The sequence below is a fragment of the Yersinia sp. 2545 StPb PI genome, from assembly GCF_052217125.1.
Classification (GTDB): Bacteria; Pseudomonadota; Gammaproteobacteria; order Enterobacterales; family Enterobacteriaceae; genus Yersinia; species Yersinia enterocolitica_E.
Genome location: NZ_JAZGPY010000001.1, coordinates 3815051 through 3831526, shown reverse-complemented (window position 1 = coordinate 3831526; position 16476 = coordinate 3815051). Strand labels below are relative to the sequence as shown.

The window sequence follows — 16476 nt, the reverse complement described above, 5'->3', positions numbered from 1 at the left end:
CATGATATTCAACTACACCCTCAGTGATGCACAGCGTTGGGCTGCGTTTTCCGGCGATTACAATCCGATCCATTTTGATCTGCAACATGCACAACGGTTCGGCCAACAGGCACTTACCGTACATGGTATGCGTGCGATGTTAGATATCAAATATCAGCTCAGTGCTGGGTTATTACCCTGCTTGCCTGCAACGGATTTTCTGCGTTTTAACACCCGTTTACGTCAGCCGGTTCTGTGCAATACCCCCTACTACCTGCAACTCGAGCAAGGGGCTAGCCAGGCCAGTGGCAATCTGGTGGATATTGGCAGCGGCGAAAACTGTTTTAACAGCAAATTGCGCAGCGCACCGGCGTTGGTATTGTCAGAAAGCGAGCATTGGTCGGTCCTCTCGGCGGATAACCTTCATCAGTTAAGCCAACAGTATCCAGGAGATGCCACGCAACCTGCTGAATGTTGGGGTTTTTTCGATGCGTTGCTGTTTAAGTTATTAGTCGCAGCCCCACAAACACTGGCCACCGCAAAACAGGTGTTACCGGGCATTCAGGCTGACACCTTGATTGATGTCTTTAAGCATGTGCCAGTCATCCAGACTCACCATGACGTGCATTTCAGTGCTGAATTTATGGGCGTCAATAACCCAAATTTATTTGTCCGTGGCGCATTGCGCTACAGCATCGAGCCAACACTTATCGTCGGTAATGCCGATGATGGTTGGGTATTGCGCGCCGCTATTCAGGCCCGCTTAGATGCTGGGGCATTAATTACCACCGCTGTAACATTAAAAACGTGGCCATTAGCCGCGCACTAAATAAGGATAAGACCATGGAAAAGTATCAACACGTCTATGACACCGTTTGTGAAATGTTATCTGACGCCAAAGATCTGGAAATGTCGGCATTGTCGCCGGATATGCCGCTGCATCAGCTAAAACTCGACAGCCTTGATTATGTCGAGCTGATGGTGCTGGCAAAGCGCGAATTCGGGGCGACGCTGAATGCGGAAATGTTTATGGAAAATCCAGATATGACTTTAGGCGAGCTTTGCCAGAAGTTGGCAGAACAGAAGAAATAATATTATGAGTAGGCAATGGGTATTAATTACCGGTGGCAGTCGTGGTATTGGCCGTGCTTTGGTCGAAGAACTGGCCAAAGAGTGGAATGTGGTCTTTACCTGGCGCAGCGGTGAGCAACAGAGTCACGATGTGATAGAAAGCTGTGCCGGCCTGCCTGGCTGGGTAACCCACTATCGTTGTGATGGTAGCGATGAAGCGGATGTCGACCACCTCGCGCCACAACTGCTGGCTAAGTATGGTGCGCCCGGCGCGGTAATCCATAATGCGGGTATTACTGGTGATGGCCTGCATATTCAGCAAAATGGCGATAGCTGGCGCAATGTGATGAACACCAATTTGAACGCTATCTTCTATTGGAATAAGCACCTATTGCCGCCGATGATCATGCAGGGCGAGGGCGCAGTTTTGCTGATGTCGTCGGTAACCGCTATCAAAGGCAATGTCGGGCAGAGCGCATATGGTGCCAGTAAAGCTGCAATGATTGGCCTTGGTCGCTCATTGGCGCTGGAGATGGGGCGTTTTGGTATTCGGGTTAATTGCCTGCTGCCGGGGATAATCGACAGCGATATGACGCGCGCGATGCCTGCCGATGCCTTAAAAGGCTTACGTAAACAGATACCACTACGGCGTTTAGGTGATGCGCAAGAAGTCGCCCGTGTCAGTGCTTTTATGATAGGCAATGACAGCCGCTATATGACCGGGCAAACACTGGTATTGGACGGCGGATTGACCGCCTAATTCAGGTAGCCTGTTCAAATACACTTGGCCTGACCCCATCTTGAATTTCGTATGGATGGCGGGCAAAATCCCACTTTTCGCGGTGTTGTTATCAACGTGTTTGTTGGGTAATCGGGGGGCCAGCCCCCCTTTATATCGTAGGTCGACACAGGATAACGGCGGTTACACCCAACCCTGGGTGCGGAACATTTTTAGCACCGAGACAAAGGCCATCATCTCTTCCGGCGTCCCTAACGTGAGGCGGTTCCAACCCACAGCGGGGGGAAATTCACGCCCGACAAACACGTGATATTGTTTCATGCGGTTTTGATAGGTTTTCACATCCCCGTTCACCTGATGAAAAACAAAGTTTGCCTGCGACGGAACATAGGATAATTTCAGTTCGTCCAGGGTCTGAGTAACAATTCGACGCGCCTGATCGGCTGACTGGCGGCTGTATTGTACAAAGGCTTTGTCTTGCAACGAGGCTAAAGCCGCCGCTGCGCCGGCGGTATTGGTGTTATCCAGCGAAACAAAGTTTTCCACCGCGGCTATCAGTTCTGGATGCGCGATACCATAACCTACCCGAAGGCCCGCTAGCGCGTAAATTTTGGAGAATGTCCGGGTGACCAACAGATTTTTGTGGCCGGCTTGAACCAGCCCGATAGCACTGCGAAATGCAGGATCGCTGACAAACTCGGCATAAGCCTCGTCGATGATAAACAAGGTTTCCGGTGAGGCATTTTTAATCCAGGCTTCAATAAGGTTTGCCGGGGTAATGGTCGCGGTAGGGTTATTCGGATTACACAGATAGACGATTGAACGCCCTTTGAAGCTGGCGACTTTCTGCTGCATTACAGGCAGGTCAAATGCCATTTCTTTGGTCAGAACGACTTTCTCAATGGGAATGTCAAAAGGCTTGGCATAGAGTTCGGCGTAGTTAAATGTAGGGTCCGGCACCACGAGCTGGATTGGTGTATTCGCAAGTTCAGCTTGGCGGATAACCGCTTGAATGACGGCCTGAATCGTCTCTGATGAGCCATTCCCCAGCGAGATATTCTCGGTTTTGAGTTGGTATTCTGTGGCGATATTAGCAATCAATTGTTCGCGGGCAGCATCGGGGTAGCGAAATGCAGTCGGCAACGCGGCGATAATAGCCTGATGCGCTTTTGGTGACATTCCTAACGAGTTTTCATTAAAATTCAACAGCAGTGGCTGCTGTTCAGTAGGGATCCGCGGTTGTGCGTTTATCTTAGACCTTTTGGCCTGAGCCGTTGAAATAAAGTTACCCAGTGTTAATCCGCCCAGTAATAGACCGGATGATTTTAACAGTGTACGACGATCCATGCTAACTTCCCCTGTATACCCCTTTACTTGTTAGCGACGTTCACTCACCCGAATGGCTTACTGACGTAAGTTGAACTGGATTAATGAGCCTTTTTGAGATTCACCCTACGGGCATGGCATACATGCTGTTCAAATCAGTTCATAACCGATTCTCCCTTCACCTACCGCTCACCTGCAACTACAACTTCTTTGGGTATAACGCTCTGTTACATTTTGTTATAAGTGGGATGAGCATAGCCTGAGGCCTTATTTTTAAGCAATAACTTTTATCATAAACTCATTTTTTACCAGTAACTTACAAGATTATTCTTATCACTATCGGCGAATTCAATTTAGTTTGGGTTATTGGCTATTCATGGCGAAGATATCCGTTACAAAATGGATAATAGCCCCTCAACATACCAACGGGTATTGCGGGGGTAATACTCGTTATTGACGCGGAATATATCCCCCTATCGGCCTTTTCCGACCCGTCATCGTGATGCTGCTCACAATAATTTGTGCAGTTGCCTAAAAAAACACGCCTTTATTGCCAATTTTGCAGCCAATCTCCTAATGACTAATGCAAGGTTATCTTCAATACTGATAAGGTGAAATGACATTCCATTTAAATAGATCCGATGTTTTATTATTTTAAGTGAGCTAAATCATCATAAAAAATAGGGGTTTACTGCGTTAACTGACCAGAGACTCAATGAATTATAAAGGCAGGTAATCAGGTGAAAATAATATCAGTAGATGTAACCGTTTTTTCTTATCCGACCCGGCGTGTTTCTGATACCGCAGGGCACTCGCATCCAGGCGCAGAGTCCTTAGCCAAAATGGCCATGCTGACGCTGACCACTGACGAAGGTGATTGCGGTTATGCATTTGCACCACCGGAAGTGATTCGCCCGCACATCGTCAATAGCTTCTTTAAAAAAGTTCTGATTGGGCAAAACCCGTTTGACCGCGAACGGTTATGGAATGATCTGGTGCATTGGCAGCGCGGCAGTGCCAATCAGTTAACCGACCGGGCGCTGGCCATTGCCGAGCAAGCTATTTGGGATTTGTTGGGGCGCAAACTGGGCCAGCCAGTCTATAAATTACTGGGCGGATATCGCGACAAAGTATTGGCTTACGGTAGCACCATGTGTGGTGATGAGTTAGCTGATGGATTGTCGACCCCGGATGAGTATGCGCGCTTTGCCGAGCAACTGGTCGCCCGTGGCTATAAGGGTATTAAGCTGCATACCTGGATGCCGCCAGTCTCTTTTGCGCCAAGTCCGCAGATGGATGTTCGTGCTTGTGCGGCGGTGCGTGAAGCCGTCGGCCCGGATATTGCTCTGATGCTGGATGGCTACCATTGGTACAGCCGCAGTGACGCCCTCTATATTGGTCGCGAACTGCAAAAACTTAATTTCAGTTGGTTCGAAGAGCCGATGGAAGAGCAGAGCATGGCCTCTTACTGCTGGCTGCGGGAAAACCTACAAATTGACATTATCGGACCTGAAAGTCTGGCCGGTAAATACTTTAGCCGCGCTGATTGGGTGAAGGCCGGTGCCTGCGATATTTTACGCGCTGGCGTCCAAGGCGTGGGTGGTATCACACCTTGTCTGAAAGTGGCTCATCTGGCGGAATCGTTCGGCATGGATTGTGAAATCCACGGCAATGGTGCGCCGAATCTGGCGGTAGTCGGTGCAATCCGTAACTGCCGTTGGTATGAGCGTGGGTTGTTGCATCCATTCCTGGATTATGACGAGCCTGCCGCTTATCTCAACAGCATCATTGACCCGATGGACAGTGATGGCTATGTCTCTCTGCCAACGAGAGCAGGCTTGGGCGAAGATATTAATTTCGATTATATCGCCGCCAATACCCTTAGTGCTTGAAGCCGCGGCGGTGCGAACTGCCTACCTGCGACTCCAATCACTTTGGGGATAACTCTATTGTATCGACCTATAAAAACAAGCATTCAGATCTAGCCTTTTCTTACCGGAGATGGTCCATGAACGCGATAATAATAGTAAGAACACTCCTCCTTACCCTACTGATCACCCTGACGTCGACCGGCGTCAGTGTCGCTAAAACACCTGATGACCAACTGATTGTTGGCATGAATATGAATAACCTGCTGTCGCTCGATCCGGCAGCCATGACCGGCAATGATGCTGTCGCTATCATTGTTAACCTGTACGACTCTTTGGTGGAACTGGATCCACACACTCCCAGTAAGGTGCTGCCCGGTGCTGCCACCGAGTGGAAAATCAGTGACGACGGCAAGTTGATCACCTTTACGTTGCGTGAGGGTATGAAGTTTCACTCCGGCAATCCCGTGACGGCGGCAGATTTTGCCTGGTCGATGAACCGCTTGATGCATCTGAATCTGGCACAGGCCACCACCTGGAAATCCTACGGTTTTACCGCCGATAACGTGGAGCAATTGATCCGCGCCAAAGATCCACTGACGGTAGAAATTGAGTTACCGAAACCCACCGATCCCAAGCTGGTAATTTATTCATTAGGTACCTTAGGTAGTGGGTCGATTCTTGATCGCGCCACCGTCATGCAGCATGAGAAAAACGGTGACTGGGGTAATGGCTGGCTAACCACCAATGAAGCTGGCTCCGGCCCATTCAAACTGGATGTTTGGCAGGCAAAAGATGTGTTACGTATCAGCCGGGTAGATAATTACTGGCAAGGTGACGCCAAAATGAAGCGGGTGATATTCCGCCACATGACTGAGTCGCAGGCGCTGCGCTTAATGATTGAAAAAGGCGATATCGATATCGCCAGCGGGATGTCGGTACCGGATATCAAGGCGCTGAAAAGTAACCCGCAAATCCAGGTTGATGAGGTCCAGCGTGGCACTATTTATTATGTCGCGATGAGCCTGAAAGAGCCGCATTTCGCTAACCCTAAAGTACGAGAGGCTGTGCGCTATCTGGTTGATTATGATGGTATTAATAAAACGATTATGCCGGGTTATGGCATCTTCCATCAGCGGCCAATCCAGAAGGGTATGGATGTCACGCTACCGGATCCCGGCTACAAGTTGGATGTGGCTAAAGCTAAAGCATTGTTAGCGGAAGCCGGCTATCCCGACGGTTTCACCACCACCCTGCGGGTATTGTCTGATCCGCCGTTTATTAATGTCGCCACCTCGGTTCAATCGACACTGGCACAGGCAGGGATTCAGGCCAAAATTCTGACGGGCACCGGTAATCAGGTGTATGGCGCAATGCGTGATCGTCAGTTCGATATGCTGGTGGGTCGTGGTGGTGGTGGTGTCGATCCGCACCCGCACTCCAGTCTGCGTTCCATTGCTTATAACCCCGATAACAGCGATGCCGCCAAACTGACCAACTTCCAGGGTTGGCGCACTTCATTCTATGATCAACAACTCAACTCGCTGATCGACAACGCGTTAATCGAGAAAGATCCGGCTAAACAGAAGCAGATGTACATTGAAGTTCAGCAGCGTTATGACGCGCTATTCCCAGCCATTTTGCCGATTTCCCAAATGGTTGATTCGGTCGTCGTGCGTAAAGACGTGATGGATTATGTACCACATCCGTCGACCACAACCCGCCTGTTACAGGTGTATAAGCAGCGTTAAACCGCTGCATGTTGGGGGAGATAGCATGAATGTTTCAGATTGGATGGCTCCGCACGGGATCGTGCGGCGTTTATCGAAGCGCTTTTTGCAGGTGGCCGTAACCTTATTCGGTTTATTGATTCTTACTTTTATTATTGGTCGGGTGATGCCGATTGATCCGGTACTGGCGATTGTGGGTCAGGATGCGGATCAAAGTACCTATCAGCAGGTCTACCTGCAACTGGGGCTGGATAAGCCGCTATGGTCACAGTTCTTTATCTATTTTAACTCACTGATCCACGGTGATCTGGGCAATGCCTTACTCACCGGCCGTCCGGTAGTGGATGACATTATCCGGGTCTTCCCAGCCACCATTGAGCTGGCAACCATGGCGATTCTGGTCGGGGCTGGTCTCGGTATCCCGTTGGGGGTCATGGCGGCAGCACGTCGCGGCAAGTTTGCCGACTATGTGGTGCGGTTTATTAGTCTGGCGGGTTACTCAACTCCGATTTTCTGGGTGGGCATGATGGGCCTGTTGGTGTTCTACGCCTGGCTAAACTGGGTGGGGGGGGCAGGTCGGGTTGATATGGCCTACGACGGTTTAGTTGATCGCCGCACTGGCTTATTGTTGATTGATTCGGCGCTGGCAGGGGAGTGGGAGGTGTTTCGCAGCGCGGTAAACCATCTGGTGCTGCCCGCTACCATTCTCGGTTTCCACTCGCTGGCCTATATCAGCCGTATGACCCGCAGTTTTATGCTGGCGCAGTTGTCACAGGAATACATTATTACCGCCAAAGTGAAAGGATTGTCGGAGTTTCAGGTGCTGTGGGGCCATGCATTCCGCAATATTCTGGTGCAATTGCTGACCGTGGTGGCACTGGCCTACGGCTCATTACTGGAAGGCGCAGTCTTGATCGAAACCGTCTTTTCATGGCCCGGTTTTGGCTCTTATCTGACGGGCAGTCTGTTATTGGGTGACATGAATGCGGTGATGGGCTGTGTATTACTGGTGGGGCTGATCTTTGTTTCACTGAATTTACTGTCTGACATGCTGTATCAGATCTTCGACCCGAGGACGAATCAATGATGCTTTCCTCCGAACCCGATAATGTCGTAGCGCGCCCTGAGATGAAACCTCAGGGATGGAAGCGCGGGCTACGGCGGGTAGTTAATTTCTTCCGTTTGTTAATGGGTAACCCGCTGACGGCTATTGGTGTCGCTATCATCGGTTTGCTGTTAGTGGTGGCATTCTTGGCTCCGTGGCTGGCGACCCATGATCCATTGGCGCAAGATCTCAATAACTCACTACAGGCACCCGGTAGCCAACATTGGTTTGGCACCGATGAGTTTGGCCGTGATCAGTACAGCCGGTTGATTTATGGTGCCCGTACCACGCTGTATATCGTGGCGCTGGTGTCAGTGACTGTGGGACCAATCGGCCTGTTATTGGGGGTGGTAGCGGGTTACTTCGGCGGTAAAGTCGACAGTATCCTGATGCGTATTACCGATATTTTTATCTCATTCCCGAGCCTGGTGTTGGCGCTGGCTTTTGTCGCGGCATTAGGCCCCGGTCTGGAGCATGTGGTTATTGCTATTACCCTGACGGCATGGCCGCCGATTGCCCGTCTGGCAAGGGCGGAAACCCTCTCTTTGCGTAATGCGGACTTTGTTTCTGCGGTGAAATTGCAGGGCGCGTCGCCACTGCGGATCTTGCTGCGTCACATTGTGCCGCTGTGCCTGCCGTCGGTAATCATCCGTATCACCATGAATATGGCCGGTATCATTCTGACTGCTGCTGGTCTGGGCTTCCTTGGTTTGGGGGCTCAGCCACCGGACCCTGAGTGGGGAGCGATGATCTCCAGTGGCCGCCGTTACATGATGGAGTGTTGGTGGCTGGTGACAATTCCTGGTCTGGCGATTCTGCTGAACAGCCTGGCATTCAACTTCCTAGGAGATGGCCTACGTGACATTCTTGACCCCAGAACAGAATAAATCAGTGCCTTTGCTGGAAGTGGATGACCTGCGGGTTAGCTTCGTCAATGGCAAACAGGTGACCGACGCGGTGCGTGGTGTTTCGTTTTCCCTTGGTAAGGAGAAACTGGCGATTGTCGGTGAGTCCGGCTCGGGTAAATCTACGGTTGGGCGGGCGCTGCTCAAGCTGCATCCGGCCAGTGCACAGATCCACGCCAATAGGTTGCGCTTTGCCGAAGTGGATTTGCTGAAGGCCAGTGAAGCCCATATGCGTGAAGTGCGCGGTAAGCGTATGTCGATGATTATGCAGGATCCAAAATACTCGCTCAATCCGGTGGTGTGCGTGGGTGATCAGGTGGCAGAGGCCTATCTGGCGCACCATAAAGTCTCGCGACAGGAAGCGCGCGAGCGCGTATTGGCGATGTTTGATGTGGTGCGTATCCGTCAGCCACAAAGGGTGTATCACCTCTATCCACACGAGGTATCCGGCGGGCAGGGGCAGCGCATCATGATAGCGATGATGCTGATAACCGGGCCGGAAATGGTGATCGCCGATGAGCCAACCTCGGCACTGGATGTCTCGGTGCGTTTGCAGGTATTGGCGATGCTGGATGATTTGGTGCAAGAGCGTGGCTTGGGGCTGATCTTTATTAGTCATGATATCAATCTGGTGCGCAGTTTCTGCGATCGGGTGCTGGTGATGTATGCCGGTAGGGTCGTGGAGTCGATCGCGGCCTGTGACCTTGATCAGGCGCAACACCCCTATACCCGTGGTTTGCTAAATGCATTACCGGATATCGGTAACCGCCGTGATCGCTTGCCGGTTATGGTGCGTGATCCGGCCTGGATGAATGGTTAAGGAGCCTGTTATGTCTGCAAATGCGATGATTGAAATCAATAACCTTAACCTTATTTTTGGCGAAGGCAGCCAGCAGAATCAGGTGTTGTTTGATGTTAATCTGACGGTGAATAACGGTGAGATTTTTGGCTTGGTTGGGGAGTCCGGTTCGGGTAAAACCACAGTGCTGAAATGCCTGGCGGGGCTGTTTAACCATTGGAGCGGTCAGCTAACCTTGAATCAGATCCCCTTGGCACACCGCATTGAGCGTGAGCGCTGCCGCCATGTTCAGATGGTGTTTCAGGATCCCTATGGTTCGCTGCACCCGCGTCATACCATCGAATACATTTTGTCTGAGCCACTGATTATCCATGGCATTGGTGATCGCGACCAACGGATCGACACTATTTTAGATAAAGTGGGCCTCAACCGGCAGTTTCGCCAGCGCTATCCCCATCAGCTCTCGGGTGGGCAGCGCCAGCGCGTCGCCATTGCGCGGGCATTGATTCTTGAGCCGCGGGTATTGCTGCTGGATGAACCGACCTCGGCTCTGGATGTGTCGGTGCAGGCAGAGATCCTAAATCTGCTGGCTGAGTTGCAACAGCGGGAGAAACTAACCTATCTGATGGTGACTCATGATCTGGGGGTCATTGCTCATCTTTGCCATCGGGTTGCGGTGATGCAACATGGCCGGATTCTGGAAACACTGAACACTGAGGATTTGACCACTGATTGCGAAAAAACCGCTTATACCCATATGCTGGTAGATGCCAGCCGCCACTATAGCCGTGATTTGGCGCAAAAAGCTGCCGAGATGTCGTAATCGCGTCAGGCGCTTCTGCGAGGGAGCGCCTGCGCCTCAGGACTCATCAGCCATCTTCTTAAGCCACTGAATAAAGGCGTTAATCTTCGGCCATTGCCGGTCGGATAATGTTGAAATGTAATAGCGTTGTTCACATCTGACTTCCATGTCGGGGAACGGCATAATCAACTCTTGGTTTTCCAACCGTTTATTGACCAGCTTTTTACGGCCCATCGCCACCCCAACATGATTTATGGCTGCGATAATCGCCAAATCGGAGCGATCAAACCCCATGCTGCGCTGGGTGGGATCAAGATCAAAACCGATTTGCTGACTCCAGCTATTCCACTCACTGCGATCGGAATCATAGCTCCAGGCTTGCCGATCGTGCAGTAAGGTGCACTGCCGCAGATTGATCAGATTGCCGTGTAACTGATGTTTTTCCGCATATTCCGGGCTGCACACGGGGACCATCGATTCATCCATCAAGTGTTGATATGACAGTTTCTCCGGCGTTTTATCATCGAAATAAATCGCTAAATCAATGCCGCCGCCCTGAAAGTTAACATTCTCATTGCCGGTCAGAATATTCAGGCTAATGGCCGGATAGCGATGGGCAAAGTCCGCCAATTTTGGTACCAGCCAACATTGGGCGATGGATGGCCGGGAATAGACGGTTAATGTACCGGACAACTCCTGATTTTTTATCTCCAAAATTTCCTGATTCAGGTACTCCAGCGACGATTTAAGTACCCAAAAGACGCGTTCCCCCTCGCTGGTGAGTTCCACTTTACGATGAAAACGCTGGAACAGTTTGAACCCCAACTCCTCTTCCAAACTATTGATCCGGTGGCTAACGGCACTGGGGCTGATGGATAACTCATCAGCCGCCAGCGCAAATGAGCTGTGTCGCGCGGCAATTTCAAAGGTATAGAGTTTGGATAGCTGATAACCATTAAGCAGCTTATTACGGGTGATATAGCTTTTTTCCGGGTACATGCGGCGGCTCAGATAATCATTTTTGACTCAATAGCATATCGTATTTATTGCTGGAGCAGATATTTAGGGTTATCTAATGTGATGCAAACCTGAATAAATCATAAAACTTTGACTGATATTACCTATTTGGGTCAATCTAGTTCATCTGAAGCTGGATTTTCATCATTTGTCAGCCCCGGCTAATTCTTATTCAATAGTGATAGAACTTATTATTAGATGAGGTTGGCTATGGACTCACAAATATGGGTAGTGGGTACGTTATTATCAAGTATCATTATTATCATCTTCACCATTGTAAAACTGAAAATACATCCTTTTCTGGCGCTATTATTAGCCAGTTTTTATGTCGGGCTATTAATGGGCATGAATCCCATTGAGATGGTTAATTCCATTGAAAGTGGGATTGGCGGGACGCTGGGCTTTTTAGCCGCAGTGATCGGGCTGGGCACCATTTTAGGCAAAATGATGGAGATATCGGGTGCGGCAGAGCGTATCGGTATCACCTTACAACGTTGCCGCTGGCTATCACCTGATGTCACGATGGTGTTAGTTGGGTTGATCTGTGGCATTACGCTATTTGTTGAAGTGGGTGTGGTGTTATTGATTCCACTGGCTTTTTCCATCGCAAGAAAGACCAATACTTCGCTATTAAAACTGGCAATCCCGTTGTGTACGGCGCTAATGGCCGTTCACTGTGTGGTACCACCGCATCCGGCAGCCATGTATGTCACCAATGCCTTAGGGGCTGACATTGGCACTGTGATTGTCTACGGGCTGGTGGTTGGGCTGTCAGCATCATTAATTGGTGGGCCGTTATTCTTACGGCTAGTGGGTAATCGACTGCCCTTTAAAGCGGTACCGCAAGCGTTCTCTGAAATTAAAGTGCGCAATGAAGATGAATTACCCTCTCTGGGGGCAACTCTATTTACCGTATTACTGCCCATTATTCTGATGTTGGCGAAAACCGCCGCAGAACTGAATATGGAAAAAGGCACTCCGTTATATTCAGTATTATCGTTTATCGGTAACCCCATTACCGCCATGTTTATTGCCGCGTTTGTGGCCTACTACATGCTGGGCATTCGCCAAAATATGGGTATGAGTGCGCTGCTGGCTAAAACCGAAGATGGTTTCTCCTCGATTGCTAATATCCTGTTGATTATCGGTGCCGGTGGGGCTTTTAACGGCATATTAAAAGCCAGTGGTTTGGCAGATACGCTGGCAGTGATTTTATCCAATCTGGATATGCACCCGATTCTACTGGCCTGGTTGGTGGCCTTGATTCTGCATGCGGCGGTTGGCTCGGCTACGGTAGCAATGATGGGGGCGACGGCGATAGTGGCACCGATATTACCAATGTATCCCAATGTCAGCCCAGAAATTATCACCTTAGCGATTGGCTCCGGTGCCATTGGTTTCACCATCGTCACTGACTCGCTATTCTGGTTGGTAAAGCAATACTGCGGTGCCACCCTTAATGAGACCTTTAAATATTACACCACCGCGACGTTCATCGCCTCGGTGATCGCATTAGGTACGACCTTCCTACTTTCTTACATTATATGACCGAAAAGAGACATGCTATGAAACACACTGAAATTGATAAATTAATTACCGACTTTCCTTTGGTCAAAAAGCTTATCAATTTAGAGGAGGTCACTTGGTTTAACCCGTTATCGACCACATTGGCAGAGGGATTGCCATATGTTGGATTAACGCCGTGGGATGTGGCGGATGCCGAGGCACGGTTGCAACGCTTTGCGCCCTATCTGTGTCAGGCATTCCCTGAAACACAAAAAACCCACGGTATTATTGAATCTGATATCGTGGCGATTCCCACCATGAAAGAGACGTTGCAACAGCGATACGGCGTTGAAATTAGCGGTCGACTGCTATTAAAAAAAGATAGCCACCTGCCGATTTCTGGTTCGATTAAAGCGCGTGGCGGCATTTATGAAGTGTTAAGCCATGCTGAAAAGTTGGCGCTACAGGCTGGGTTATTGGCCGAAACCGATGATTACAGCAAACTGTTCTCAGATGATTTCCGCCAATTTTTCAGCCAGTACAGTATTGCGGTGGGGTCTACCGGTAATCTGGGGATGTCGATTGGCATCATGAGTGCCAAGCTGGGGTTCAGTGTCAGTGTGCATATGTCTGCCGATGCGCGTGAATGGAAAAAACGCAAACTGCGGGAACACGGCGTAAATGTAGTTGAGTATGCACAGGACTACGGCGTGGCGGTGGCACAAGGGCGCAAAGAGGCAGAATCTGATCCGAATTGCTTCTTTATCGACGATGAGAACTCGCCAACACTCTTTTTGGGCTACTCGGTGGCAGGCAGCCGGCTGAAAAAACAGTTTGCCGAGCAGCAGATTGTGGTTGATGAAAACCATCCGCTGTTCGTTTATCTGCCTTGTGGGGTTGGTGGTGGCCCTGGCGGGGTTGCTTTCGGCCTGAAGCTAGCGTTTGGTGACCATGTGCACTGCATTTTTGCCGAACCGAGTCATTCGCCGTGCATGCTATTAGGTGTCTATACTGGCCGGCATGATGGTATCTCCGTGCAGGATATTGGTATCGACAACATCACCGCCGCAGATGGTTTGGCGGTAGGGCGGGCATCAGGATTTGTTGGCCGCGCTATGGAACATTTACTGGACGGTTTCTATACCTTAAGTGATGCTGAGATGTACGATCTGCTCGGCTTGCTAAATCGCGATGAAGGTATTCAGTTGGAGCCTTCGGCACTGGCTGGAATGCCGGGTGCGGCGCGGGTAAATCAGTGTTCTGACTATTTAAGTAATAACCACTTTAGTGCTGAGAAAATGCAGAATGCGACCCATCTGGTTTGGGCTACCGGCGGTGGGATGGTACCTGCCGAAGAGATGAAAAAGTATCTCGCAACAGCAAAGATTTGATTTCATGAGATGATAACAATATAAAAACGGGGTAAATGATTACCCCGTTTTTATATGGGGGATTATGTTATCGGCTGGGCGTCGCCAGCGATGGGAGATAGGTCAACATCGTTGCCGCCTTCTTACATCATAAAAGCAATTTGATCATGATAGCTCTCAGGGATCTGTTTGGTCGGTTATTGCGTTGCGGTAATGTGTGGTGCGACATCTTTATATCTATATTATTGATAGGGGAATTTAACTAAATCATCGCGCCATGGCGGATGAAAAGGTAAAGGGATGTCGCAATGGAAAGAATGGCGTTAGCTGCCGGTGGTGTCGCTGCTCAAAAATCGCCCGGTAGAATTATGCTCGCGGGCGGCGCGCTTGGCGTGGTTTTCGGCGATATCGGTACTAGCCCTCTCTATACACTGAAAACCGTCCTGTTGCTGTCAGGAAATAACCCGACACCTGCAGTGATAATGGGTTTGTTATCACTGATTATCTGGACACTGATTCTGGTTACCTCGGTAAAGTATGCCGTTTTCGCCATGCGTATTGATAACAATGGTGAAGGGGGCATTATGGCCTTAATGTCGCTGTTGGTACGTAAGGGGAAGGGGAACAAGTGGGTTATTTTTTCTGCTTTACTCGGTGCGGCATTAATTTACGGTGATGGTGCCATTACGCCAGCGATATCTGTACTCTCAGCCCTTGAAGGTCTGAAAATTGTTCTCCCAGACGCTCAACCCTATATTTTGCCTGCGACAGTCATTATTTTGGTTGCGTTATTTGCTCTTCAGCCTTTTGGTACCGCAAAAATAGGCAAAGTTTTTGGCCCCATTATGGCACTGTGGTTTTTCGCTATTGCGGGGCTGGGAATATGGGGGATAGTTCAACACCCAGCAGTGTTGCTGGCTATTAATCCATACTATGGCATCAAGTTCTTGTTTTCCCATGGCTTTGCCAGCTTTCTGGTATTAGGCGGTATTTTCCTGTGTGTCACGGGGGCGGAAGCCTTATATGCGGACATGGGGCATTTTGGTAAAAAACCTATCTGGATGGCGTGGTTCGGTTTGGTTTTTCCCAGCCTGTTACTTAATTATGCCGGTCAGTCGGCGCTGATTTTAGCCGGTGCTGATATTTCACATAATATCTTCTTCCGCTTGTGCCCGCCGATAATGCAACTTCCGTTGGTGATTCTGGCGACACTCGCGACCATTATTGCCAGTCAGGCGATTATTACCGGCGCGTTTTCCATGACTCGCCAAGCGATTCAATTAGGGTGGCTACCTCGTTTGCGGATTAAGCAGACAGCCGCTGAGAGCTACGGGCAAATTTATATTGGCACGATCAATTGGCTATTAATGATAGTGACTATATTTCTGGCTGTATTCTTTAAATCCTCTGAAAACCTGGCCGCAGCTTACGGTATTGCAGTGTCGTTAACGATGTTGATGACGTCTGGTTTGTTATTTGTCGCTATGCGCAAGATATGGCGTTGGAATTTACCAACCAGTATGTTAGTGGCGGGGGGATTTCTGATTATCGATACCAGCTTTTTAATCGCTAATCTCATCAAAGTGTTGGACGGCGGTTATATCCCGCTGCTGCTGGCGACCGTGGTCTGTACAGTGATGTTGGTATGGCACCGAGGGGTTAAAGCAACCTCACTCGCTATCAGCGAGAAAGTGGTGGGAAGCGATGAATTCTTTAGTAAAATCCGCGATAAAAATATCCCTCGAGTATCGGGTTCTGCGGTGTTTTTGACCCGCACTCAGAATGAGATTCCCCCAGTCATGCGCTGGCATGTGGCCCGTAATCGCGCCCTACAACAGAAGGTGTTATCACTGACGATCACTATTTTGAATGTTCCACGGGCGGAGGCGGCAGAGCGGCTGGTGATGACCGAGCAAGCGCCAGATTATTGGCGCGGAACGGCACAATACGGTTTTATGGAGCGGCCGCATATACCGGCATTATTACAACGTATTGCCGATATGGATTGTCAGTTTGAGCTGGATGATGTGACCTATTATTTAGGCCATGAAACCATTGTGGGCCGTGAAGATGGCAGGGGATTACCGGCATGGCAACGAAGCAGCTTTGCTTTTATGGTCAGAAATTGCACTCATGTGACTGATTACTATCATTTACCCAGCGATCAGGTGGTAGAGATTAGCCGGCGGGTCGCTATCTAGCCAATTAAAAGCCGCCAGCGTAAAATTTTCCACTGGCGGCTGAGTATGTTACTGCGGT

General features: G+C 49.8%; 14 protein-coding genes. 12 read left to right on the top strand and 2 right to left on the bottom strand.

Features of this window, described 5'->3' with window-relative positions:
• The first annotated feature begins 1 nt into the window (after position 1).
• From V1955_RS17930 to V1955_RS17920, 3 genes are read left to right on the top strand one after another with little or no spacing between them, the layout of a single operon-like run.
• The gene (locus V1955_RS17930; protein ID WP_083160355.1) at positions 2-808 is read left to right on the top strand and encodes a MaoC/PaaZ C-terminal domain-containing protein; all 807 of its coding nucleotides are present in this window, start codon (positions 2-4) and stop codon (positions 806-808) included.
• A gap of 14 nt (positions 809-822) precedes the next feature.
• Positions 823-1071: an acyl carrier protein gene (locus V1955_RS17925; protein WP_042568505.1), complete on the top strand. Its 249-nt coding sequence runs from the start codon at positions 823-825 to the stop codon at positions 1069-1071.
• A 4-nt stretch (positions 1072-1075) separates the two neighbouring features.
• Positions 1076-1810 (top strand): SDR family NAD(P)-dependent oxidoreductase, encoded by a 735-nt coding sequence (locus V1955_RS17920; protein ID WP_442821243.1) that lies wholly within the window; start codon positions 1076-1078, stop codon positions 1808-1810.
• A 162-nt stretch (positions 1811-1972) separates the two neighbouring features.
• Here V1955_RS17920 and V1955_RS17915 read toward each other — a convergent pair whose 3' ends face one another.
• A complete protein-coding gene (locus V1955_RS17915; protein WP_442821242.1) occupies positions 1973-3136 on the bottom strand; it encodes a pyridoxal phosphate-dependent aminotransferase in 1164 nt (387 codons plus the stop codon).
• Between the two features lie 719 nt (positions 3137-3855).
• On the opposite strand from V1955_RS17915, the gene V1955_RS17910 reads away from it, so the two are divergent.
• The 6 genes from V1955_RS17910 to V1955_RS17885 all read left to right on the top strand — a co-directional run bounded on the left by V1955_RS17910 (position 3856) and on the right by V1955_RS17885 (position 10345).
• Positions 3856-5007 (top strand): mandelate racemase family protein, encoded by a 1152-nt coding sequence (locus V1955_RS17910; protein ID WP_372558083.1) that lies wholly within the window; start codon positions 3856-3858, stop codon positions 5005-5007.
• Between the two features lie 224 nt (positions 5008-5231).
• Entirely contained in the window at positions 5232-6734 is a 1503-nt protein-coding gene (locus V1955_RS17905; RefSeq protein WP_442821458.1) for an ABC transporter substrate-binding protein, read from the top strand.
• Between the two features lie 25 nt (positions 6735-6759).
• A complete protein-coding gene (locus V1955_RS17900) occupies positions 6760-7800 on the top strand; it encodes an ABC transporter permease (protein ID WP_050132832.1) in 1041 nt (346 codons plus the stop codon).
• Positions 7801-7841: 41 nt separating this feature from the next.
• Entirely contained in the window at positions 7842-8705 is an 864-nt protein-coding gene (locus V1955_RS17895) for an ABC transporter permease (protein WP_072088690.1), read from the top strand.
• Positions 8668-9543, top strand: coding sequence for an ABC transporter ATP-binding protein (locus tag V1955_RS17890; RefSeq protein WP_080608135.1), 876 nt, complete (start codon positions 8668-8670; stop codon positions 9541-9543). The genes V1955_RS17895 and V1955_RS17890 overlap by 38 nt, the downstream gene beginning before the upstream one ends.
• Before the next feature lie 25 nt (positions 9544-9568).
• The gene (locus V1955_RS17885) at positions 9569-10345 is read left to right on the top strand and encodes an ABC transporter ATP-binding protein (RefSeq protein ID WP_083163844.1); all 777 of its coding nucleotides are present in this window, start codon (positions 9569-9571) and stop codon (positions 10343-10345) included.
• Positions 10346-10381: 36 nt separating this feature from the next.
• Here V1955_RS17885 and dsdC read toward each other — a convergent pair whose 3' ends face one another.
• Complete coding sequence (gene dsdC / locus V1955_RS17880; RefSeq protein WP_050089255.1) at positions 10382-11323, bottom strand: DNA-binding transcriptional regulator DsdC; 942 nt, start codon at positions 11321-11323, stop codon at positions 10382-10384.
• Between the two features lie 228 nt (positions 11324-11551).
• Here dsdC and dsdX point away from each other — a divergent pair, with 228 nt between their 5' ends.
• The 3 genes from dsdX (at position 11552) to V1955_RS17865 (ending at position 16418) form a co-directional block, all read left to right on the top strand.
• A complete protein-coding gene (dsdX, locus tag V1955_RS17875; protein WP_005181856.1) occupies positions 11552-12889 on the top strand; it encodes a D-serine transporter DsdX in 1338 nt (445 codons plus the stop codon).
• Positions 12890-12906: 17 nt separating this feature from the next.
• Positions 12907-14238: a D-serine ammonia-lyase gene (locus V1955_RS17870; protein WP_442821241.1), complete on the top strand. Its 1332-nt coding sequence runs from the start codon at positions 12907-12909 to the stop codon at positions 14236-14238.
• A 296-nt stretch (positions 14239-14534) separates the two neighbouring features.
• Entirely contained in the window at positions 14535-16418 is a 1884-nt protein-coding gene (locus V1955_RS17865) for a potassium transporter Kup (RefSeq protein ID WP_442821457.1), read from the top strand.
• Positions 16419-16476: the final 58 nt, after the last annotated feature.